General features: G+C 45.5%; 18 protein-coding genes. 7 read left to right on the top strand and 11 right to left on the bottom strand.

From position 1 onward, the window contains the following. Window positions 1–34: 34 nt before the first annotated feature. Window positions 35–1360, top strand: coding sequence for an outer membrane channel protein TolC (gene tolC / locus CWO13_RS13525; protein WP_102431715.1), 1326 nt, complete (start codon window positions 35–37; stop codon window positions 1358–1360). A gap of 92 nt (window positions 1361–1452) precedes the next feature. On the opposite strand, the gene hldE is transcribed toward tolC, so the two are convergent. From hldE to CWO13_RS13510, 3 genes are all read right to left on the bottom strand, one after another. Beyond that, window positions 1453–2883, bottom strand: a complete 1431-nt coding sequence (gene hldE, locus CWO13_RS13520) for a bifunctional D-glycero-beta-D-manno-heptose-7-phosphate kinase/D-glycero-beta-D-manno-heptose 1-phosphate adenylyltransferase HldE (protein WP_108083077.1) — start codon at window positions 2881–2883, stop codon at window positions 1453–1455. Between the two features lie 121 nt (window positions 2884–3004). Next, complete coding sequence (glnE, locus tag CWO13_RS13515; RefSeq protein WP_108083076.1) at window positions 3005–5854, bottom strand: bifunctional [glutamate--ammonia ligase]-adenylyl-L-tyrosine phosphorylase/[glutamate--ammonia-ligase] adenylyltransferase; 2850 nt, start codon at window positions 5852–5854, stop codon at window positions 3005–3007. Between the two features lie 200 nt (window positions 5855–6054). After that, the gene (locus CWO13_RS13510) at window positions 6055–7311 is read right to left on the bottom strand and encodes a methyl-accepting chemotaxis protein (RefSeq protein ID WP_048658011.1); all 1257 of its coding nucleotides are present in this window, start codon (window positions 7309–7311) and stop codon (window positions 6055–6057) included. A 97-nt stretch (window positions 7312–7408) separates the two neighbouring features. Here CWO13_RS13510 and CWO13_RS13505 point away from each other — a divergent pair, with 97 nt between their 5' ends. Beyond that, window positions 7409–8158, top strand: a complete 750-nt coding sequence (locus tag CWO13_RS13505; protein ID WP_102433159.1) for a potassium channel family protein — start codon at window positions 7409–7411, stop codon at window positions 8156–8158. 51 nt (window positions 8159–8209) lie between these two features. On the opposite strand, the gene CWO13_RS13500 is transcribed toward CWO13_RS13505, so the two are convergent. Continuing rightward, window positions 8210–9727 carry a CYTH and CHAD domain-containing protein gene (locus CWO13_RS13500; RefSeq protein WP_048609673.1) on the bottom strand — a complete coding sequence of 506 codons (1518 nt, stop codon included), beginning with the start codon at window positions 9725–9727 and terminating at the stop codon, window positions 8210–8212. A 207-nt stretch (window positions 9728–9934) separates the two neighbouring features. Between CWO13_RS13500 and CWO13_RS13495 the strand changes: the two genes are divergently transcribed. The 3 genes from CWO13_RS13495 to CWO13_RS13485 all read left to right on the top strand — a co-directional run bounded on the left by CWO13_RS13495 (window position 9935) and on the right by CWO13_RS13485 (window position 12823). Then, window positions 9935–10615, top strand: a complete 681-nt coding sequence (locus CWO13_RS13495; RefSeq protein ID WP_010434644.1) for a TIGR00153 family protein — start codon at window positions 9935–9937, stop codon at window positions 10613–10615. Window positions 10616–10743: 128 nt separating this feature from the next. Further along, window positions 10744–12006, top strand: coding sequence for an inorganic phosphate transporter (locus tag CWO13_RS13490; protein WP_017061418.1), 1263 nt, complete (start codon window positions 10744–10746; stop codon window positions 12004–12006). A 205-nt stretch (window positions 12007–12211) separates the two neighbouring features. After that, window positions 12212–12823, top strand: coding sequence for a TIGR04211 family SH3 domain-containing protein (locus CWO13_RS13485; protein WP_019826861.1), 612 nt, complete (start codon window positions 12212–12214; stop codon window positions 12821–12823). A gap of 105 nt (window positions 12824–12928) precedes the next feature. Here CWO13_RS13485 and CWO13_RS13480 read toward each other — a convergent pair whose 3' ends face one another. Then, window positions 12929–13876: a general secretion pathway protein GspB gene (locus CWO13_RS13480; RefSeq protein WP_108083075.1), complete on the bottom strand. Its 948-nt coding sequence runs from the start codon at window positions 13874–13876 to the stop codon at window positions 12929–12931. Beyond that, the gene (locus tag CWO13_RS13475) at window positions 13876–15546 is read right to left on the bottom strand and encodes an ExeA family protein (RefSeq protein ID WP_181359920.1); all 1671 of its coding nucleotides are present in this window, start codon (window positions 15544–15546) and stop codon (window positions 13876–13878) included. Before CWO13_RS13475 ends, CWO13_RS13480 begins: the two co-directional genes overlap by 1 nt. A 36-nt stretch (window positions 15547–15582) precedes the next feature. Between CWO13_RS13475 and CWO13_RS13470 the strand changes: the two genes are divergently transcribed. Then, on the top strand, window positions 15583–16899 hold the full coding sequence (locus tag CWO13_RS13470; RefSeq protein ID WP_108083073.1) for a multifunctional CCA addition/repair protein: 1317 nt from the start codon (window positions 15583–15585) through the stop codon (window positions 16897–16899). Window positions 16900–16999: 100 nt separating this feature from the next. On the opposite strand, the gene CWO13_RS13465 is transcribed toward CWO13_RS13470, so the two are convergent. From CWO13_RS13465 to folB, 3 genes are read right to left on the bottom strand one after another with little or no spacing between them, the layout of a single operon-like run. Continuing rightward, window positions 17000–17803, bottom strand: coding sequence for an undecaprenyl-diphosphate phosphatase (locus tag CWO13_RS13465; protein WP_048658005.1), 804 nt, complete (start codon window positions 17801–17803; stop codon window positions 17000–17002). A 15-nt stretch (window positions 17804–17818) separates the two neighbouring features. Then, window positions 17819–18301, bottom strand: coding sequence for a 2-amino-4-hydroxy-6-hydroxymethyldihydropteridine diphosphokinase (gene folK, locus CWO13_RS13460; protein ID WP_048662646.1), 483 nt, complete (start codon window positions 18299–18301; stop codon window positions 17819–17821). Beyond that, the gene (gene folB, locus CWO13_RS13455; protein WP_055319014.1) at window positions 18298–18657 is read right to left on the bottom strand and encodes a dihydroneopterin aldolase; all 360 of its coding nucleotides are present in this window, start codon (window positions 18655–18657) and stop codon (window positions 18298–18300) included. Before folB ends, folK begins: the two co-directional genes overlap by 4 nt. A 138-nt stretch (window positions 18658–18795) precedes the next feature. On the opposite strand from folB, the gene plsY reads away from it, so the two are divergent. After that, complete coding sequence (plsY, locus tag CWO13_RS13450) at window positions 18796–19392, top strand: glycerol-3-phosphate 1-O-acyltransferase PlsY (RefSeq protein ID WP_009847793.1); 597 nt, start codon at window positions 18796–18798, stop codon at window positions 19390–19392. A gap of 43 nt (window positions 19393–19435) precedes the next feature. Here plsY and CWO13_RS13445 read toward each other — a convergent pair whose 3' ends face one another. Together CWO13_RS13445 and tsaD are read right to left on the bottom strand one after the other, a co-directional pair. Further along, window positions 19436–20251, bottom strand: coding sequence for an alpha/beta fold hydrolase (locus CWO13_RS13445; RefSeq protein WP_102433156.1), 816 nt, complete (start codon window positions 20249–20251; stop codon window positions 19436–19438). Between the two features lie 106 nt (window positions 20252–20357). Then, window positions 20358–21374 (bottom strand): tRNA (adenosine(37)-N6)-threonylcarbamoyltransferase complex transferase subunit TsaD, encoded by a 1017-nt coding sequence (gene tsaD, locus CWO13_RS13440; RefSeq protein ID WP_017061410.1) that lies wholly within the window; start codon window positions 21372–21374, stop codon window positions 20358–20360. Between the last annotated feature and the right edge of the window lie 71 nt (window positions 21375–21445).

Here is a 21445-nt window from a genome sequence, read left to right as displayed (position 1 = left end):
TAAAGAAAATTCCATAAAAGGCAGGAATAGGAAAATGAAAAAACTGCTTCCACTATTTATCAGTGCAGCAATTGGCAGCCTGAGTTCGTCAGCTTTTGCTGATACGCTAGCTGAAGTTTACGACCAAGCAAAACAGAACGATCCACAACTTCTTCGTTCAGCAGCGCAGCGCGATGCCGCTTTTGAAGCAGTAACGTCAAGCCGTAGTGATTTGCTACCACAAATTAACCTAACAGCAAACTACGACATTAATCGTGGTGATCGAGATACATCAGGTGTTGGTAATTCAAGCATTGATAACAACACTTGGGGAGCTGCTATCGGCTTCAGCCAAGAGCTTTATCAGCGCTCTTCATGGATCACACTAGATACGGCAGAGAAAACCGCTCGTCAATCTGATTCAGCTTACGCGGCAGAACAACAAGCCTTGATTCTTCGTGTTGCGACAGCATATTTCGAAGTACTTCGCGCTCAAGATAACCTAGAATTTGTTCGTGCAGAGAAAGCAGCAGTTGCTCGTCAACTAGAGCAAACTAAACAGCGTTTTGAAGTAGGTCTTTCAGCAATCACCGATGTACATGATGCGCAAGCTCAGTACGATGGCGTTTTGGCTGATGAAGTTCTTGCAGAGAACGACCTAACGAATAGCTACGAAGGTCTACGTGAGATTACAGGTCAGGAACACTCTAACCTAAGCATCCTAGATACTGATCGTTTCTCAGCAAGCAAATCTTCTGAGTCTGCTGTTGCGCTTGTTGAACAAGCAGAACAAAAGAACCTTAGCTTATTGGCTGCACGTATCTCTCAAGACGTAGCAAAAGACAACATCTCTCTAGCAAGCTCTGGTCACCTACCAAGCTTAACACTAGATGGTAGCTACGCTCTTTCAGATCAATCAAACAGCACCCAAGATTACGACCAAGACAACCTAAACATTGGTTTGAACTTAATTGTACCTCTATACACGGGTGGCAACACAACTTCATTGACTAAACAGGCTGAATACAACTACGTTGCAGCAAGTGAAGATCTAGAAGCGACTTACCGTAGCGTTGTAAAAGACGTACGTGCGTTCAACAACAACATCAGTGCTTCGATCGGTGCGCTACGCGCTTACGAACAATCTGTAGTTTCTGCTCAATCAGCTCTAGAAGCGACAGAAGCAGGTTTTGATGTGGGTACTCGTACTATCGTTGACGTACTAGATTCAACTCGTCGTCTATACGATGCGAACAAAAACCTTTCAGATGCTCGTTACAACTATATCCTAAGTGTACTTCAGCTTCGCCAAGCGGTTGGTACGCTAAGCGAACAAGACATCGTTGATGTAAACGCAGGTCTAAAAGTAGCAAGTAAGTAATTCAGAATTACTTAAGTTACAAAAATGCCGCTCATTGAGCGGCATTTTTATTATCTATTCAAAAGCTAGCATAGAAGCTAAAAGACCGAAGGTTAGCCTCGGCCACCTTTAATCGCTTTAATGATTTCAGTGGTAGAGCAACCATCTTCAAAATTAAGTACTTTCACTTCACCACCAGCAGCAATCACTTCCGCACCACCAGCGATCTCTTCAGGTTTGTAATCACCGCCTTTAACAAGAATGCTTGGCAATACCTCAGAGATTAAACGTTGAGGAGTATCTTCAGAGAATGGTACAACCCAATCAACCGCACCTAAGCCAGCCAATACCGCCATACGACGATCAGTTGGATTCACAGGACGACCTGGACCTTTCAAACGTTTTACTGATTCATCAGTATTAACCGCAACGATCAAACGATCGCCCAACTCAGCAGCATGATTCATGTAAGAAACATGCCCAGCGTGCAGAATATCAAAGCAGCCATTGGTCATAACCACTTTCTCGCCTTTCGCACGAGCACGCTTCACCGCTTCAACCAGTACTGCTTCAGAGATAACGCCGTAGTCTGTATCTTGGCTACCGTGAATCGCTTCCGCTAATTCTATCGTAGACAGTGTCGATGTACCTAGCTTACCAACAACTACACCAGCAGCCGCATTCGCTAATGCACACGCTTCATCCAGAGGTTTACCAGCAGCAACAGAAGCTGCAAGGACAGAGATAACCGTATCGCCGGCACCTGTGACATCGTACACTTCCTTGGCTTGAGTCGGTAAGTGGAACGGTGCCTGACCTTTACGCAGCAGAGTCATACCGTTCTCGCTGCGAGTCACCAACAAAGCTTCAAAATCATATTTTTCGATCAAGGCAATGCCCTTCTCGATAAGGTCTTCTTCTGATTTAACTTTACCTGCAACTAGCTCGAACTCCGCCATATTTGGCGTAAGCAAAGTCGCACCACGGTAGCGCTCTAAATCCGCGCCTTTTGGATCGATGAATACTGGAACATTCGCTGCGCGTGCTTTTTGAATGAAGCTCTGTACATGCTCTAATGCACCCTTCGCATAATCTGACAAGATAACCGAACGGACATTTGGCAGTGCTTGCTCCATGCGAGACAGAATAAGCTCTGGATTAGTGTTTTCAAATTTGTCTTCAAAATCAAGACGAATCAACTGCTGACCACGGCTCATCACTCGTAGTTTTGTGATGGTTGGATAGTCTTCTAACTCAACGAAATCACACTTAACCTTTAGTGCGCCCAAAGTATTTTTTAACACCTCGGCGGGTTCATCTTTACCAGTTAAACCAACAACATGAGCATGACCACCAAGAGAGGCAATGTTCATTGCAACGTTGGCAGCACCACCTGGACGCTCTTCGTTATTTTCTACTTTTACAACGGGTACAGGTGCTTCTGGTGAAATACGGCCAGTTGGACCATACCAGTAACGATCAAGCATGACGTCACCGACAATAAGAACACCTGATTGGCTGTAGTCAGGTAGAATTGGTTTCATTGTTGAGCTCCAAAAATCGAATCTGGCTAGAGTCTAGCACACTGATTACAGTGGCTAAACCTTAGAAAAAATGAGTAAAGCCTACCTCGATAGGCACTGTGATAACTAAGCAAAAGACAAGCTACGCTTCCATCCACTGCTTCCATGCTCGAACCACGTGTTCTCTTTCTATTTCAAACTTATTAATTGCCACATCCGCATCAAGATTGAGTAGATTGCGGTGGTGGATTTCATCTCTTAACGTTGTATAAGCATGGGTTAATGCCATGCCTTGTTGCTCGTCCATAATCCCTTGTGACAGAAGGCTTTCAAAGATTCGTACATTATCACACCAACGAGTAAGCTTTGGCTTCTCATTGCTGTACCGAAGGACTAAATATTGCGCCAAAAATTCGATATCGGTAATACCACCCGCATCTTGTTTGAGCATGAATCGATCGGTTTTTTTGCCGCCTAAATGGCCGCGCATCTTTTCACGCATATCTACAACTGACTTTTTGAGTGTCGCCTCATCACGCGCCAAGCACAGAACCTCATGACGCGTTTTGTTAAATGCCGCAGCCAATAAGTCATCGCCATAAATCATGCGAGCGCGAGTCAAAGCTTGATGCTCCCACGTCCACGCATCATTGTGCTGATACTCATCAAAGGCATCAGTTGGACTAACCAACAAACCAGATGCACCAGAAGGGCGTAGACGAGTGTCGACTTCGTACAGAATGCCAGAAGCGGTTCTGGTCGAGAAAATATGAATAATACGCTGTGCCAACCTCAGATAAAATTGGCGTCCATCGATCTCTTTCTTACCATCAGTATAGATGTGTACCGGGCAGTCGTGCATAAACACAATGTCTAAGTCTGAGTTGTAGCCAAGCTCCCAACCACCGACCTTACCGTAACCAACAACCGCAAAACCGCGACCTTCGCGATCTTTAACATGAGTCGGCTCACCAAACTTGGCCGATACTTGTAACCAAGCTTGATTGACCCCCGCCTCAACAATCGCTTCGGCTAAGTAGGTCAAGTGATCACTGACCTTCATGACAGGTAGAGCGCCCGCTATATCCGCGGCTGCAATTCTCAGGATACAGGTCTGCTTAAACTGGCGCAGGCCTTCCATCTGTTGCTCCATATCATCTTCAGGGATACGGGCTAGGTAATCACGCAGCTCTGTTTTATACGACTCCAAAGGCACTGGGTTGTAGAGTTGCTGAGGGTCGATAAGTTCATCTAACAGAATTGGGTAACGACCCAATTGCTCGGAGATCATCGGGCTAGCGGTACATAGGCGTACAAGCTGAGTCAACGCGGCAGGGTGCTCATCTAGTAGTTCAAGGTAAGTGGTACGGGTAACGATTTTATGCAGTAGATGCAGTACTCGAGACAAACCAAACTCGGCATCCTTAGCAGTGTACAGTGCTTGAAACACTTTCGGCATCAATCGATTGAGGACTTCACGACCGCGTGGGCCAAGGGTCTTCTTAGCCAAATCGGCTTTAAATTGAATAATCGTTTTCGCGGCTTTCGGTGGGTTAGCAATCGCAATATCATGCTCCAGAACATGTTCAATCACATCTGGCTTATGGGCCATATCCCACAGTTCACTAAAGTGACTCGCGATCGGGTTGGCGTCATCTTCATCAACCCCAATCAGATCTTCGAACACGGTATGTACATTGGCCATATGAGCACGAGTTGCCTCAATCAAACTATCCCAATCAGTGAATTGCATTGCGACAGCGAGTTGCAACTGTTCGAATTCACCGTCAGGTAAGGTTTGAGTTTGCTTGTCGGCCATTGCTTGTAACAGGTTCTCAAGGCGACGCAAAAACAGATAAGCCTCACGTAAGTGCCCTACCTCTTCTGCCTCTAACAGGTGAAGTGATTCAATCGCGCTTAAGGTTTCCAGTAACCCTCGACCACGAAGGCTAGGTTCACGGCCACCACGAATCAATTGGAATACTTGTGCAATAAATTCCACTTCGCGAATCCCACCAGACCCCAGCTTGATGTTGTTTGATAATCCACGACGACGTACTTCACTGCTTATCATCGACTTCATACGACGCAAAGATTGAATCGCACTGAAATCGATATAACGACGGAATACAAATGGGCGCAGCATCTGACGGAGCTCTTGGTATTCAGGGTACATTTCGCTGCCCATCACTCGCGCTTTCACCATCGCGTAGCGTTCCCAATCGCGACCTTGCTCTTGGTAGTAATCTTCCAGTGCCGCATAGCTCATCACAAGTGGACCACTCTCACCAAATGGACGCAGACGCATGTCGACTCGATAACAGAATCCATCAAAGGTTTGCTGGTCAAGTGCCTTGATAATACGTTGCCCCAAGCGTGTGAAGAACTGCGCATTGGCAATACTGCGTCTAGCGCCTTGTGTCTCGCCATTTTCAGGATAGGTAAAAATCAGGTCGATATCAGAAGAGAAGTTGAGCTCACCGCCACCTAGCTTACCCATGCCAATGATCAGCATCGGCTGCGCTTCACCCTGTTCATTGCATGGTGTGCCCCACTCTTTACAACAAATATCGTACTGCCATTGATAGGTCTCGAAGATCATCGCCTCAGCTAACATCGATAGGTGACTTAAGCTCTGTTCTAACTCCCATGAGCCCATAAAATCACGCCACGCAATATAGGTCATTTCTCGATTGCGAAATTGACGCAGCACGCGCTGACCACTCATTTCATCAGCACAACCAGAAAGTAATCCAGCCAGTCGCTCTCGGTACCCTTCAGCACGCTCTGCACATGCCAACATATCAGGTAAATCACCACATAAAACCGTATCACGCTGCAGGCAATCACCAATAAAACAGCTTAAACCGAGTACGCGTTTAAGCTCCTCAGTCTGTTGCTCAGACCAAGTATTGATGGCTTCACTTTGATGCTCTAATAATTGCTCAAAAGCAGACTGTGAGTGAGTGACGAGTTGAGAAGGCAATGGCATGTTTCTTCCTTGTATAAGCTGCGCGACGAACGTTCGGGTTATCGGTTCGAGTCTTCATAAAACTAAAGATAAGTTATACCAAAGTTACGCCAATAAAAAACGCCCACATTAGCAATGTGGGCGTTTTATCGGTTAACTTAGCGAGTTAGGCCTTTCTCTCTAGAAAACAGCCTCTAGCAATAAGGATTTAGAGAACATGACTAAACCTTAAATTGCTTAATCTTACCGTCGAGTTCTTGTGCGTTGCTTTCCATAAGCTGAGAGGTCTCCAACAGCTCACCAACAACCACAACTGAAGCTTCGACAAGCTCACGAACATTGGTCAGGTTGACACTCATCTCTTCTGCAACGCTGCTCTGTTGACCTGCAGCGGTCGCGATCTGGAAGTTCATATCATTAATTTGGTTTACTTGGCTTACGATACCATCAAGCTCAGAGCCTGCATTGGTCACAAGGTCCACACCTTCAGCCGCTTCAACAACACTCTTCTCCATCAGCTCTACCGCAGAATTAGCACTGCTTTGTAGGTGACTGATCATGTCTTGAATCTCGACAGTTGCTTGCTGAGTACGCTGTGCAAGGTTACGAACCTCATCGGCAACAACCGCAAAACCACGACCTGCTTCACCTGCACGCGCCGCTTCAATCGCAGCGTTCAATGCTAATAGGTTTGTTTGTTCTGAAATGCCTTGGATAGTACCAACCACACTGCCAATTGAGTCAACGCGCTCTTCAACTTGGTTTACCGCTGCTGCAGATGCTGCGATATCTGAAGATAACTCACTCATCTTAGAAACAGACCCTTGAACGAACTTCTGACCAGTAAGAGCTTGGCCTGATGCCTGTTCCGTCAATGAAGAAGCGCTTTGCGCATGCTCAGCAACAGTTTGTACCGTAGACGTCATCTCACTCATTGCTGTTGCCAGCTGATCAATCTCATTGAACTCTTCTTGAGCTGATTCTTTGGTTTCAGACATGCTGATGGTCATCACTTCCGTCAGAGCAAACAGTTCATCAGAAGAAGCCACTTGAGTTTTGATCATGTCGTTCAGTTGAACGCGAGTTTTTTCAAGTTCGCGTGCCACATCGCCATATTCATCTTTACAATCCATTTGAATCGGCACTGATAAGTTCTTGTCGGCCATGGTTTTAATGGCGTCATTAAGGTATTGAGTCTGGCGCAGCATAACGCGCGCCGCTGCTAATAGAAGAACCACAAACACAATGATCATCAAGGCTGTTTGCCAAGCCACTTGAACTAAGTAAGTCTCGTAATGCTGTTGTGCGACTTGCGCATTGTTGGTTACAGCAAGCAATGAATCGTAAAACGTACTTGCGTCCCATAGCTGCTTCGAAATGATCAGGATTGTACTGAATATCATCAACATGACCATTTTTGGAACGAGACGAACGTCAGAGATTATCCTTTCCCACGGCTTGAATGACAGTTTAGTCATTGTCAGTTCTCCATTAATTCTTATATATTGATGGCTTCTATATCCGCGAGGTGGCTATGTCAGTCAAAGTTCGCGATTTATTTTGAGCCTCGTATGAATGTTGAATAATACCAAAGACGCCACCAAGCCGATGAGCTTATTGTCACTGATTCTCTCTTTCTTAGCGTTATTTGTGATCTCAGGCTTATTGTTCGTACCGATCGACAAAGAATCGAAACAAGTCCTTATCGGCCTCGATTTTATAATCTGTAGTGTTTTTCTTTTTCAGCTCACAATTGATCTATTCAGATCACAAAACAAAAAAGAATATCTAAAAGTACACTGGATCGATTTCTTAGCAAGCATCCCAATGATCGAACCACTTCGTTTCGCTCGCATTTTTCAGATCTTACGTGTAATTCTTGTTCTTCGTTCGGGTAAACGAGTGTTAAGAGAGCTATTTCGTAATCGTAAAGAGACCACCCTCGCCTCGATTATATTGCTGCTGATCATTCTCCTGACCATAGGAGCTGGGACAATACTGCTGTTAGAGCACAAAGATCCCAACGCCAACATCACCACTGGACAAGATGCGTTATGGTGGGCTTTCGTGACCATCAGTACCGTGGGATATGGCGATCATTATCCCGTCACGAGCTCAGGAAAATTAGTTGCCTCTCTGGTGATCATTTGCGGTGTGGGTGTGTTTGGTATGATTTCAGGCTTGATTACTTCTTTGATCACCTCTCCAACTCATCATGAGAATCAACGCGCGGAAAACAAAGAGAAGCACCTTGAGAAGATCATTGAGCAACAACAGAAGATCTTAGAGCGACTCGAAAAGCTTGAGCAACAAACAAAAAAATAGGGCCGGAGCCCTATTTTCAAATTCATACTTATATTGATACAGGTGTTGAGTTTAGTCTTGCCAGTATGGCTCAACCTCAACACTGATTTGGCGTGTCTGTTCCATCGCATGCAGAATAGATACTTCTTGACGAGCCAACCAACGCTCTAGCTGAACCTTCTCGTCGCCTTCCAACTTCTCAGTCAAAGGCTCTAATGTTTTAAGTGCCAGCAAGTCATCAATACCTTGCACCATATCGGCCCATGGCAAGCGGAAGCTGTTTCGTTCAGCGTCATCATATAAACTCGCGAAGCCAACACCAGAATACAGATTACGCATCAAACGGTATTGCTGTTCAATATACGCTTGGCTGGTCATCACTCGTTCTGGCGGGAAAGCTTCCATCAAGTCAGCCCATGTGCGATCGAGTTGCTGCACGGAAAACCATTCGATACCACGACCCATTTGTTCACGCGCTTTCTCATCTAAGAAAGGTTGCCAGCCACGAGACAAGATCCAGCGGCTCAGATCTAACAATAAACCAGTGTAACGAGCAGAGCTCAACAAGGTAAGCAGCTCTTCACGATCTGGCAGTTGCTCTTGCATCTCTTTAAGCTCAGCCACTAAGAACTTACGTGCATCGAGTTTACGTAGTACATGGCCTTTATCTTCCAGCAAGTCTTCGAAATGGTCATAGCTTTTCAGCCAGTCGAGCTCTTGCTCAAGCCACTTCAACTCTTGACGTAAAATAGCACTCGCACGTCTTGGGACAATGCCACCGTAGATAGTAAAGGTTTGACGAATAAAACTGAGTGAGTGACTGATCTCATGTAACGCTTCAATAGATTGGCGCTCGGTGAAGATCTGCTCATGATAGTGCCAATGAGCGAGAGCGTGCTCTAAAGATTGAATGAAACACGATTCAACGGTATCACTTTTATCAGTATCAACTAAAGTCAAAGGAGTAACTTCATCTCCTTGATAACCTTGAGCAAGGCGGTAACCCTTAGCAGCTTTGCTTAGATTGCCCAAACGCATGCCACCTTGTTCGCAGAATTGGCGAGACAATGTAAATAGCGCATCCGTTTGACCAGATTTAAGTTCTAATTCGACTTCGCAAATCGGTTCTTGCAGGTCACCTGACTCAACGAAGCCCTGGTCGAATGCGACCTCGACTTGACTGCCATCAGGCATACCAATCAACCACTGCTCGCGCGTGAAGTTGGTAGAGAACAGAGGAGTCAGCTCAGCTTGCAACGTTTCGATGTCTTTACCTGCCGGCCAGATATCCTCTGGGTGCAGGGCTAGCTTAGGTTCGTTGCTGTCATGTTCTGCATTGTATTCAGGCCTTTGATGCAGGCCAGCAACCACACGACCCGCTGTCTTTACGGTTTGTACAAATACGTCATCAAAGCGTCGAATGCGTAAGCCGGTATCGTGCTTACGTAGCCAGTTGTCAGCGGTGTCAAAGTAGATGTTACCTAGCTCACGACAACTGTGCTGAAGTACTTTAGTTTCAGCAATTTTATTGCGTAAAGTCTCTGAAAATTCAGGAGAAACAAAAAACTTCAGTTCTATCTCGGTTTCCATAGTTATACCTTTCTGTGAAGATAGGGACAGGATATTGCCAATTTGAAAAGTCGGCAAGTCAGAAATATCGCCCTTATGATGATCTAAAACAGTTTTAATGAGAGATTGATTAGGTTAACATGCGCGACTTTGTAGCCATCGCTTAACATTTCACCATGAATATGGTGTATGTTGTTTTAAGGTTATTATTTATTAGGTTGGATGACCATGCCAGTAAATACAATTATGGGGTTATTTGCAAAGTCCCCAATTAAACCTTTGCAGCGTCACGTAGTATGCGTGAACGAATGTTGTTCTCACCTAGTTAATTTCTTTGAAGTTTCTTCAAAAGGTGACTGGGAAAAAGCATCAGAAATTCGAGCTCAAATTTCTCACCTTGAGAAAGAAGCTGACGTACTAAAACGTGAAATTCGCCTTAAACTTCCTCGTGGTTTGTTTATGCCAGTTGATCGCACCGATATGTTGGAGCTATTAACGCAACAAGACAAACTCGCAAACCTAGCGAAAGACATTGCTGGCCGTGTATATGGTCGTCAACTTGTCATTCCTGCTCCTATGCAAGAAAACTTCATCGCTTACGTTAAACGTTGTCTAGATGCAGCGAACCAAGCACAAAACGTAATCAATGAATTAGACGAATTACTTGAGACTGGCTTTAAAGGCCGTGAAGTAACACTCGTTGCCGAAATGATTCATCAATTAGATGTAATTGAAGATGACACGGATGCGATGCAGATCGAACTACGCCAACAACTAATGGCGATTGAAGGCGATCTGAATCCAGTTGATATCATGTTCTTATACAAAATTCTTGAATGGGTTGGTGGTATTGCAGATCAAGCACAGCGTGTAGGCGCTCGTCTTGAAGTAATGCTTTCTCGATCTTAAATCATACGTTAACCATATAACGAAGAGCATTTTTTGAACAAACCACTTATGCGCTGAGTATTTCTCTCGCTGAGCGGTTTTTTGCGTCTAAATTTGTTCCGCTTGTTATCAAACAACTAGGTATTACGATGGATATCCTTGCTAACTACGGCACTGTCCTGATTATTGTTGCAGCAGCTTTCGGTTTCTTGATGGCTATTGGTATTGGTGCAAATGACGTTGCGAACGCAATGGGCACCTCAGTAGGCTCTAAAGCTCTAACCGTTAAACAAGCGATCATTATCGCAATGATCTTTGAATTCGCAGGTGCTTACCTTGCGGGCGGCGAAGTAACAGACACGATCCGTAAAGGTGTTATCGAAACTTCTCTATTCGCTCATCAACCAGATGTACTTGTGTACGGCATGATGTCAGCACTTCTTGCTGCTGGTACATGGCTACTTCTAGCTTCTTACATGGGCTGGCCTGTTTCTACGACTCACTCAATCATCGGTGCAATCATCGGTTTTGCTTGTATTTCTGTAGGTACTGAAGCTGTAGACTGGAACAGTGTTCAAGGTATTGTGGGCAGTTGGATTATCACACCCGTTATTTCCGGCTTCTTCGCTTACGTGATATTTGTAAGTGCTCAACGACTGATTTTTGATACAGAGAACCCGCTATTCAATGCGAAGCGCTTTGTACCGGTATACATGTTCATCACAACGATGGTGATTGCACTTGTAACCATCAAGAAAGGTCTTAAGCACGTTGGTCTTCACCTAAGCAACACTGAAGCATGGGTTTGGGCTGCTGGCGTTTCTGCGCTTGTTATGATCGGCGGTTACCTATACATCCAGAAGAAATTTGCTAACCGCGAAGAAGACCACGGCTTTGCCGGTGTTGAAGGCATCTTCTCGGTACTAATGGTTATCACAGCTTGTGCGATGGCATTTGCACACGGTTCAAACGACGTTGCGAACGCGATTGGTCCACTGTCTGCTGTTGTATCAACCGTTGAGCACATGGGTGAAATCACAGGTAAGAGTACTATCGCATGGTGGATTCTTCCTCTAGGTGGTTTCGGTATCGTTGTTGGTCTTGCAACAATGGGTCATAAAGTAATGGCAACCGTTGGTACTGGTATTACAGAATTAACACCAAGCCGTGGCTTTGCTGCACAACTTGCAACTGCATGTACGGTTGTACTAGCTTCAGGTACTGGCCTTCCAATCTCTACTACACAGACACTAGTTGGTGCAGTATTAGGTGTTGGTTTTGCTCGTGGTATCGCAGCACTAAACTTAGGCGTTGTACGTAATATCGTGGCTTCTTGGATTGTGACACTGCCTGCAGGTGCTCTACTTGCTGTTGTGTTCTTCTACGGAATTCAAGCTGCGTTTACTATGTAATCGCGACTGCGTTAGTGAATACTAGCGTCAGAATAGTGTGAGCTTCAGTCACGATATGTAAATGCCATGTCATTATTGACTCAAACGCACAGAAAGGGAGGCTTTGCCTCCCTTCTTTGTTGCACCGCATAAAGAAACTAAATATTATTTGCTGATTGAGGCTGACTCATACGCCTACCCAATTTGAATCGTTAAGGGATTTACTGTGAAAAAACTGATTAGCTTAGTTTTGTTCGCAATGCTTGCGGCTCCAGCTGCCTTTGCACAAGACCGTTATATTGCTGACAAACTATTTACTTATATGCATTCTGGCCCAAACAACACCTTCCGTATCATAGGTAGTGTTGATGCTGGTGAAAAGATTACATACCTACAAACTAACAAGAGTACAGGTTACACCCAAATTCAAGACAACCGTGGCCGTAAAGGTTGGGTTGAAAGCAAGTTTGTAAGCACAAAAGAAAGCATGGCACTGCGCATGCCTAAGCTAGAGAAAGAGCTGACAGAAGTTAAAGGCAAGCTAGCGAACGCTCGTCAGAGTGCTGACAGCGAAAAAGCTGGCCTAGCAAGCTCTCTAGATTCTCGTAACAAGCAGATTGCTGAACTAGAACAGAACTACAGTGAAATTAGCCAGCAGCTGACGAGCTCTCAAACAGAGAACCGTGAACTACGCGCTAAGCTAGACACTCAAAAAGACGACCTACTATTAAAGTACTTCATGTACGGTGGTGGTGTTGCGGGTATTGGTCTACTTCTTGGCCTTGTTCTGCCACACATCATGCCTCGTCGCAGAAAGTCACCAAACGGTTGGGCGTAGACTTACGCTTGTATCAGGTACAGTAAAATTCAGTATCGAATATCAAAAAGGAGCACCTAGGTGCTCCTTTTTATTTGTCTGTTATCTAAATACTTATAGAACTCGCTAGCCTTTCCATTCGTACAGAGCTGGGATTTCTATCTTCTGCTGATTGAACTCTATGATTACCGATTGTGGCTTAATCTCAAGTAATTGAATGTCTTGTCCAATCCAATCTCCTTGAGCCACTTCTTGGCCGTTCACTTTTACCCAACGCTTGGTTTCGCTACTCGAGTACATATGAGTTTGTAGGTCTAACTTAGGTAGCACTCCTGATAAGCTATTAGTGTGCGTTTCCAATTCAATGACCTGAGAGCCTCTTTGCCCTGCAGGTCTAGAGTCCATCGGCTCAGGAGCGCTTTGTTGCTCACCCATGATAGATTCAAGCTTCAATGCTAAATCAGGTGGTAACTCACTGAGATCTAGCCCTTGCAGCAGATCACTATCCGATTGCAGAGCAGTGTTTTCATTGCTGACACCTGGCTGAACCTCAGGCTGAGCCAGTGACAGTTCTGATTCCTCTGACGTTCGAGCACTGCTCTCTGAGCTAGCCAAAGGCACAATAGATCCGCCTGCGACATTTGTACTTTCAGAGTCAATCTGTGCATACATCTCTTGACGTGGCAGTGCTTTCAAAGTTTGGCTAACTGGCGCAGGACGAACCACAAACAAGGGGGCATCTTTAACCTCTTCCACAGCATTCAAGCCTGCAGTATCCACATCAGAAATTTGAGATTCAATAACTGGCTGTGTTTGTGTATTAGGAAGCGTCGCGGCTAATAGCTGAGGCGCAGTTTGCTGTTGATTGTATGATTGATAAACCAAGGTACCGCCTACCAACAAAGAAGGCACAAGCAAAAGAAGTAACCCCATGGCTAACGACGAACCACGTTTGTTACTGATGCCCTTTGCCGAGTTCGGCACATGGTGATTTTGGTAGCCTTTAAAGCTAGGTTTATTGATAGATGATTGTGTAACCGAAGACTGATTCAGCTCGTGCATAATGCGTGACATTAGCTTGCCCCCCCACTTAATGACATCAACTTCGGAGAATCAAGCTGAGCTAATCTTTGCAACCTTGCTAATGTTCGTTGACCTGCGATGCCGTCGACCGACATACCTTGCCAAGTTTGAAACGCTTCAACCTTCATTTTTAATTCGTAATCAAATACATCACTACCAGACACAACCTCTCCCAACACCTCAGAAAGCAACAAATCAAGCAAAGCCACAGCCTCACCTTGGTAACCCTCTTTCAGCGTCTCTCGCAGCGGCTGTTTCCAAATCGCGACATAATCACCCTGCCAGATCTGCTCTAGAGATTGCTTCGGCATGACTAAGAGTTTTTCGTTAACCAGTAGTTCGACAGAATCTTGTGATACGCCATAAAGCACAGCAAACACAGATTCTTGTTCTATGTCTAAGTTCAACACCACAGGAACGCCTAACTCAAGTAAGTCATCCAAGCTAGATTGTTGCTGTTCACATACGAAAACACTTTGCGGCTCGCTTAGACATAAACCGTCTCGCAATGAAGACTGGTATCCCCAAAGGGTGTATAAATCCTTGATAGCCAGCGAGCGGTTAGTCCCTTGCATCAAGTGTTGTTGAATATGTGGTGGCAGCGCGAACTTGTCTGTTTCTGGCTCAGCAACAGCCTTAGGCATATCCACCACTAACGACCGCTGCATCTTGGCTGAGCTTACTGTTTGGGCTTCATTTGAAGGCTTGGTTGTTAACCATGAATCTATGTACGTTGGGGCAAAGTTAAAAGTTGCCATCGCAAGTGCGACACTCAAGGTGGCTGCACCAGCGTACTGAACGAGCTTTGGTATCGCGCTCGCTGCGCGAGGTTTATCGACATGGTAAACCTCGGCTTGAAACGCCATCACCTGCTGGCAGGCTTTATTGACCGTTTCATTGCTCGGTGTTTGCTCTCCATCATGAAAAGCTAACTGTAGGGCCTTGTCGCACACCAAGTTAATGAGCCTTGGAATACCATGAGTATATTGGGCGATCAGCTTAACGGAGCGATTCGAGAACAACATCTGCTCGCCACCTGCCGTCTCCAGACGAAACGCGATGTACTTACCGGTCTCTTCAATATTGAGAGGCAATAAATGATAACGCCCTGTAATACGCTGCGCCAATTGACGCAGTTGTGTGGTCTGCAAATGCTGTTGTAATTCAGGTTGACCAACCAACAATACTTTTAATAGCTTACGACTGTCGGTTTCCAAATTAGTTAAAAGGCGAAGCTGCTCCAACACATCGGCAGCAAGGTGTTGAGCTTCGTCTATCACCAATAAGGTTTGAATGCCCTCTGCATGGCTATCCAATAAGAAGTAGTGAATCGCCTGACTCAGCTGCTTCAAGGATGCTTGTTCTGGATACTCGACCTCAAACTCATCGCAGATAGCTTCAAGTAAATCCGTATTGGAAAACGTAGGGTTAAGTATAAGGCCAGCCTGAGTATGACGATCCAAAGAAGACAACATCGCCTTAGCAACCGTTGTTTTCCCTGTACCCACCTCACCAGTGAGCATTGCAAAGCCCCCACCTTCGCCTAAACCGGCTTGTAGGTTCTGCATCGCTTCTTGATGGCGTTGACTCAAAAACAAATAGCGAGAATTTGGTACAATCGAAAATGGCATCTCAACGAAGCCAAAATATTCCTTATACATGTGCTGCCCTATAATTACGATTAATGGAAAGTACCATTGCTTGCCGTAAAGTCCAGCAGTGATAAAACATTTCGAGGTGATAAGTTGCAAATATACGATAGCCTACCAGAAGATAATGGGCTACAGCGCTATCTAGTCGGTGGGGCAGTGCGCGATAAGCTACTCAATATTGATAGCTATGATAAAGATTGGGTCGTGGTCGGCAGTACGCCTCAACAGATGGAAAGCCTTGGCTTCACTGCGGTGGGTAAAGACTTCCCGGTATTCCTGCATCCAAAAACCAAGGAAGAGCACGCACTGGCTCGCACCGAGAGAAAATCAGGCTCTGGTTACACAGGCTTCGAATGTTACTTCGCTCCAGACGTGAGTTTGGAAGAAGATCTGATGCGCCGAGATCTAACCATTAACGCCATCGCACAAGATGATGAAGGCAACCTTCACGATCCTTACCATGGCCAGAGAGATCTCTCCGATCGTATTCTTAGACACGTATCCGATGCCTTTGTTGAAGATCCACTGCGTGTGCTGCGTGTTGCCCGTTTCGCTGCCAAGCTTCAGCACCTAAACTTTACGATTGCACCTGAAACCATGACCATGATGGCGACCATCGTTGAATCAGGAGAACTGGCACACCTTACAGCCGAACGAGTTTGGCAAGAGTGGCACAAATCACTTAGTACGCCACATCCAGAAGTGTTCCTTTCAGTGTTGAAAGAGTGTGGTGCATTAACGGTTGTTTTGCCAGAGATTGACGCTCTATTTGGTGTCCCTCAACCTGAAAAATGGCACCCTGAAATCGACACCGGGATTCACACGCTGATGGTTGCTCAACAAGCAGCGCTATTAAGCCCATCGTTACCAGTACGCTTTGCTGCTCAAGTGCATGACTTAGGTAAAGGCGTTACACCTAAAAGTGAGTGGCCAAGCCACAAAATGCACTGCCACACAGGTGTTAAGATCATCAAAAAGCTATGTGAACGAGTCAGAGTACCTAATGAGTTCAGAGATCTTGCGCTGTTAGTGTGCGAGCAGCATTCTAATATCCATCGTGCAGGTGAGTTAAAGCCAACCACCTTCCTTAAAGTTCTCAACAAGTTCGATGTTTGGCGCAAACCAGATCGACTTAACGACATCTTGCTTTGCTGCCAAGCTGACCACGCTGGCCGTAAAGGGTTACAAGATCAGCCTTACCCTCAAAAGGCTCGTTTTGAAGCAGCCTATAAAGCGGCACTTCAAGTTGAAGTCAAAGCAATCATTGCCGATGGTTTTAAAGGTAAAGATATTCGAGAAGAACAAGAGAAGCGCAGAGCAGCGGCCATCGAAAACGCGTTATCAGAACTCACTGATAATTAGTCTTCATTCCGTTAGTAAGCACGCATTAAAAAACCCGCGACTAAGCGGGTTTTTCCGTTTCAATCTGTAAGAAGAAACATTTGTCTTCGAAAGTCGAGCGCTACTGCATCATCAAGAAAGCAAATAGACCAAAACCTAGAATCAGGCGGTAGATAACAAACGGTGTCATACCCATACGAGAGATAAGCTTCAAGAAGAAGTGAATACAGATATAAGCACTAATGAAAGAAACCACGATTCCCGTTAGCAAAGTGCCAGCATGGATTGGGTCACCACTGGTCACTAACTTCAGACCCAAGTAACCACCAGCCAGAGTGATGATTGGGATAGACATCAAGAAAGAGAATCGAGCTGCCGCTTCACGAGTAAAACCAAGGTAAAGTGCTGCCGTAATCGTAGCGCCTGAACGAGAGGTACCAGGAATGATTGCCATTGCTTGAGCAAGGCCTATAAACAGCGCCTTTTTCCAACCTGCTTGGTATTCGTCATCACGCAAGCTTGAGTTCTTATCCACCCACCATAACAACAAACCAAAGATAATCGTTGTGGTTGCGATCACCCACGCACTGCGTAAGTAAAGCTCAACAATATCTTTCATCAACAAACCAAAGATACACGCTGGAATCGTCGCGAGAATGATCATCCACGCTAACTTCGCTTCCTTGCTGCGATCGCCTTTAAACACTGAACCAAAGAATGCGCTCAACAGAGAGACCACTTCTTTACGGAAATAGATCACTACCGCGGCCAAAGTACCGACATGGACAGCAACATCAAAAGCCAAACCTTGATCTTCCCAACCTAAAACAGCAGAAGGAAGGATTAAGTGTGCAGAACTGGAAATAGGTAAAAACTCAGTAAAGCCTTGCACCAACGCCAACATAAACGCTTCAAAATAACTCATTACTTACCTTAAAAATTATAGTTTTATATCTACGACAGAGAGCGAGTCTAATTGCTGCATCTTCTGCCATATTTCACTGACGGTTCTTCCGTCTTGCGGGATCACTCTCGCAGGACAAAGATCATAAAGAGGTTGTGTTACAAAAGGATATTTGTAGATATCACTGCGTGGTAATTCTGGTTCGCGCTCAGAAACCACCTCTCCAAACAGCACAATATCAAGATCGAGTTTTCGATCTTGAAGTTTGTGCGCATCTTGAGAGCGACCCCATTTAAACTCAATTTTACGCAGCTGCTGTGAAAATTCAGTCAATGAAAGTGACGTGTCGAGCTCTATCACAAAGTTATAAAACGGATGGCTATTAAAACCCACGGGCTCACAGTGATAGATTTTAGAGCATTTAAGGTTAGTCCCTAACGATTGAAGCTCTGTCCATGCCACCCTTGCATGCTTGTCGCGGTCTATGTTCGTGCCAACACCAACATAGGCTACTGTCATGCTCGGCCTCGTTCGATGATCACGCCAACAGCTTTTGCTTGTGGTACTGCGCCCGGTTTAGCCAAGCGGATTTTGATCCAAGGCACAGAGAATTGAGTCATGATCAATTCAGCGACTTCTTCAGCCACACGCTCCACTAGCAGGAATCGGCCATTCGCAATGTGGTCAAGCACGGCAGTACTCACAGTCGAGTAATCCAAAGCATCAACCACATCATCACTCTTACCTGCAGGGCGGTTGTCATGAGCCATTTCAATATCAAGCACAAGTTTTTGTTTAATCTCTTGTTCCCAATCGTAAACACCGATCGTTGTAATTACTTCTAGCTGTTCAATGAAAACTTTATCCAGTGCCATGACTTGTCCTTTTAGAGGTCGGATACCCATATTGGGGAAAAAAACGTATTATTTGCGTAATTCGAGATATGATATCAATTACTCTTGGATTGAGCATTATTTTCCCATCGTTAGGCTTATAACCGTTTAAGGAAAGACATGACCCCATTGGCACTAATCATGATCATTGCAGCCTATTTGCTAGGTTCAATCTCTAGTGCGGTCTTGATATGCCGAGTCTTAAGGCTTCCTGATCCAAGAACGGTGGGCTCCAATAACCCTGGTGCCACTAATGTACTGCGCGTTGGCGGTAAAGGCGCAGCTGCAGCAGTCCTCCTGTGTGACATGCTGAAAGGCACCATCCCCGTCTGGCTTGGCTACTACCTCAAGATCGACCCAATAATTTTAGGCGTTGTGGCGATTGCGGCGTGTCTTGGCCATATGTATCCGATCTTCTTCCACTTTAAAGGTGGTAAAGGCGTCGCAACCGCACTCGGCGCTATCGCCCCAATAGGATTCGATCTAACCGGTATGATCATGGCGACTTGGTTAGTTGTGGCGTTTTTGTTTCGTTACTCTTCTTTAGCGGCACTGGTTACTGTGCTACTTGCCCCTTTCTACGCTTGGTTAGTCAAACCTCAATACACATTGCCAGTAGCCATGCTGTGCTGTTTGATCGTGTTACGTCACCACCAGAATATCCGCCGCCTACTCGATGGCAGCGAACCAAAACTCGGACAAAAAAAATCGGCTTAAACTGTCACGTCTAAGCCGAACCATAGTATTCAGTATTTAAAGCTTACAGCAGATGTTTATCTAAAAACGTCTTCAGCATTGTGTTCACAAACTCTGGTTGCTCTAACGAGCTAATATGACCTGCGCTAGGAATTACCACTAATTCACTGCCCGTAATGCAATCATGCATTAGGTATGACTCAAGTACCGGACGTGGTTTGTCTTCTTGTCCTACCGCAATCAACACAGGTAGCGCGAAGTTCTCTACTGATTCGATCATATCACGACGTCCAAAGACCATTCGACCGATGCGCGCCACTTCTTCCGCTTTATCATCCTTAAGTTCAGATAACTGCTGAGTAAAACCTTCCACTAAAGCTGGCGTGTGGGTTTGAGCATCGTTTGCGAAGAACAGTGGAACCACAGCTTCAACAATCGGTTGAGGAACCATCTTAGTTTGAGTGATGGTGTCTAACATGTGGAAGTATTTAGCGTGCGCAACTTCTGGCTCTAAACCCACAAAGGTATCCATTAATACCAATGACTTGATTCGAGCAGGTGCTAACTCCGCAAGCTCCGTTCCCCACATACCGCCAACCGATAAACCTACCACTGAGAATTCATCGATCTCTAAATGATCAAGCAGAGCCAAAACGTGCTGAGCGTAATCTTTCAAGTTACGCATCGAAGCTGGTGCAGCTTGAGATTCACCATGAGACCAAAGCTCAGGCACAATACAACGGTACTGAGTTTTCAACGCCTCAATCTGTGGCTTCCACATTGCACTATCCCAAAGGTAGCTGTGGCCTAATACAACAACAGGGCCTTGACCTTCATCTAGGTACGCCATCGATTGATTGTCTACTGTGAACTTGTTCATCTTCTTCCCTAATCTCTATCAGCAATTATTTATCGACATACAGTCGGTAAGCTAAGATATAAAAACGGCCGCACAAAGCGACCGTTTATCGAAACACTATATTCAATTACGCAATTGGCTCTAGCTGGTCAATAGGCCAACGCGGTGTGGCATGAACAGACAAATCAGCCGTTTCGCCATTCTTCAAGCGCTGCATACCCGCATAAGCGATCATCGCACCATTATCTGTACAGAATTCTGTGCGTGGGTAGTACACCTCACCACCGACTTTCTTAGCAAGAGCTTCAAGCTCAACACGCAGTTGTTTGTTGGCACTTACACCGCCAGCAATCACTATACGTTTCATGCCCGTTTCAACCAAGGCTCGCTTACACTTGATTACTAAGGTTGCACAAACAGCTTCTTGGAATGCATAAGCGATATCAGCGCGAGTTTGGTCATCATTATCGTTATCGCGAATGGTATTCGCTGCGAACGTCTTCAAACCAGAAAAGCTCATATCTAGACCCGGACGATCGGTCATTGGACGCGGGAACTTAAAACGACCCGGAGTGCCTTTTTCCGCCAAACGGGATAACAGTGGACCACCAGGGTAATCTAAGCCCATCAGTTTCGCGGTTTTATCAAACGCTTCACCCGCTGCATCATCAATCGATTCACCAAGGATTCGGTATTCACCAATACCTTTCACTTCTACCATCATGGTATGGCCGCCAGAAACCAGCAGAGCCACAAATGGGAATGGTGGTGGGTTATCTTCTAGCATTGGCGCCAGAAGGTGACCTTCCATATGGTGAACAGGCACTGCAGGCACTCCCCACGCATAAGCAATACTGCGACCAATCGTTGCACCAACCAGCAGTGCACCCACTAAACCAGGGCCAGCCGTGTAAGCCACACCATCAATGTCTTTCGACGTTAGGTTCGCTTCAGCTAATGCCGCTTTAATAAGAGGAATTGTTTTTTTCACGTGGTCACGTGAAGCTAGCTCAGGTACCACACCACCGTAATCGGCGTGCAGCTTTACTTGGCTATATAATTGATGAGAAAGCAGCCCTTGCTCATCATCATAAATCGCGATTCCTGTTTCATCACAAGAGGTTTCAATACCAATAATGCGCATAATTTTCTCGGCACGCTTTCGTCTAAAATGGGAAATTAGCGCAATATTACCCTGCCTAAGCTCTTCAAACA

Source organism: Vibrio sp. ZF 223 (assembly GCF_003050585.1).
In the GTDB taxonomy this organism is placed as follows: Bacteria; Pseudomonadota; Gammaproteobacteria; order Enterobacterales; family Vibrionaceae; genus Vibrio; species Vibrio crassostreae.
This window is presented reverse-complemented; position numbering and strand designations above follow the sequence as displayed.

What these genes read in the sequence shown, in the direction of transcription:
- folK (WP_048662646.1), bottom strand. Translation starts at nt 18,301, where the DNA reads ATGACAGTAGCCTATGTTGGTGTTGGCACGAACATAGACCGCGACAAG.
- CWO13_RS13505 (WP_102433159.1), top strand. Translation starts at nt 7,409, where the DNA reads ATGTTGAATAATACCAAAGACGCCACCAAGCCGATGAGCTTATTGTCA.
- CWO13_RS13495 (WP_010434644.1), top strand. Translation starts at nt 9,935, where the DNA reads ATGCCAGTAAATACAATTATGGGGTTATTTGCAAAGTCCCCAATTAAA.
- hldE (WP_108083077.1), bottom strand. Translation starts at nt 2,883, where the DNA reads ATGAAACCAATTCTACCTGACTACAGCCAATCAGGTGTTCTTATTGTC.
- CWO13_RS13510 (WP_048658011.1), bottom strand. Translation starts at nt 7,311, where the DNA reads ATGACTAAACTGTCATTCAAGCCGTGGGAAAGGATAATCTCTGACGTT.
- CWO13_RS13500 (WP_048609673.1), bottom strand. Translation starts at nt 9,727, where the DNA reads ATGGAAACCGAGATAGAACTGAAGTTTTTTGTTTCTCCTGAATTTTCA.
- CWO13_RS13475 (WP_181359920.1), bottom strand. Translation starts at nt 15,546, where the DNA reads ATGTATAAGGAATATTTTGGCTTCGTTGAGATGCCATTTTCGATTGTA.
- folB (WP_055319014.1), bottom strand. Translation starts at nt 18,657, where the DNA reads ATGGCACTGGATAAAGTTTTCATTGAACAGCTAGAAGTAATTACAACG.
- plsY (WP_009847793.1), top strand. Translation starts at nt 18,796, where the DNA reads ATGACCCCATTGGCACTAATCATGATCATTGCAGCCTATTTGCTAGGT.
- CWO13_RS13490 (WP_017061418.1), top strand. Translation starts at nt 10,744, where the DNA reads ATGGATATCCTTGCTAACTACGGCACTGTCCTGATTATTGTTGCAGCA.
- tolC (WP_102431715.1), top strand. Translation starts at nt 35, where the DNA reads ATGAAAAAACTGCTTCCACTATTTATCAGTGCAGCAATTGGCAGCCTG.
- glnE (WP_108083076.1), bottom strand. Translation starts at nt 5,854, where the DNA reads ATGCCATTGCCTTCTCAACTCGTCACTCACTCACAGTCTGCTTTTGAG.
- CWO13_RS13480 (WP_108083075.1), bottom strand. Translation starts at nt 13,876, where the DNA reads ATGTCACGCATTATGCACGAGCTGAATCAGTCTTCGGTTACACAATCA.
- CWO13_RS13465 (WP_048658005.1), bottom strand. Translation starts at nt 17,803, where the DNA reads ATGAGTTATTTTGAAGCGTTTATGTTGGCGTTGGTGCAAGGCTTTACT.
- CWO13_RS13445 (WP_102433156.1), bottom strand. Translation starts at nt 20,251, where the DNA reads ATGAACAAGTTCACAGTAGACAATCAATCGATGGCGTACCTAGATGAA.
- tsaD (WP_017061410.1), bottom strand. Translation starts at nt 21,374, where the DNA reads ATGCGCATTATTGGTATTGAAACCTCTTGTGATGAAACAGGAATCGCG.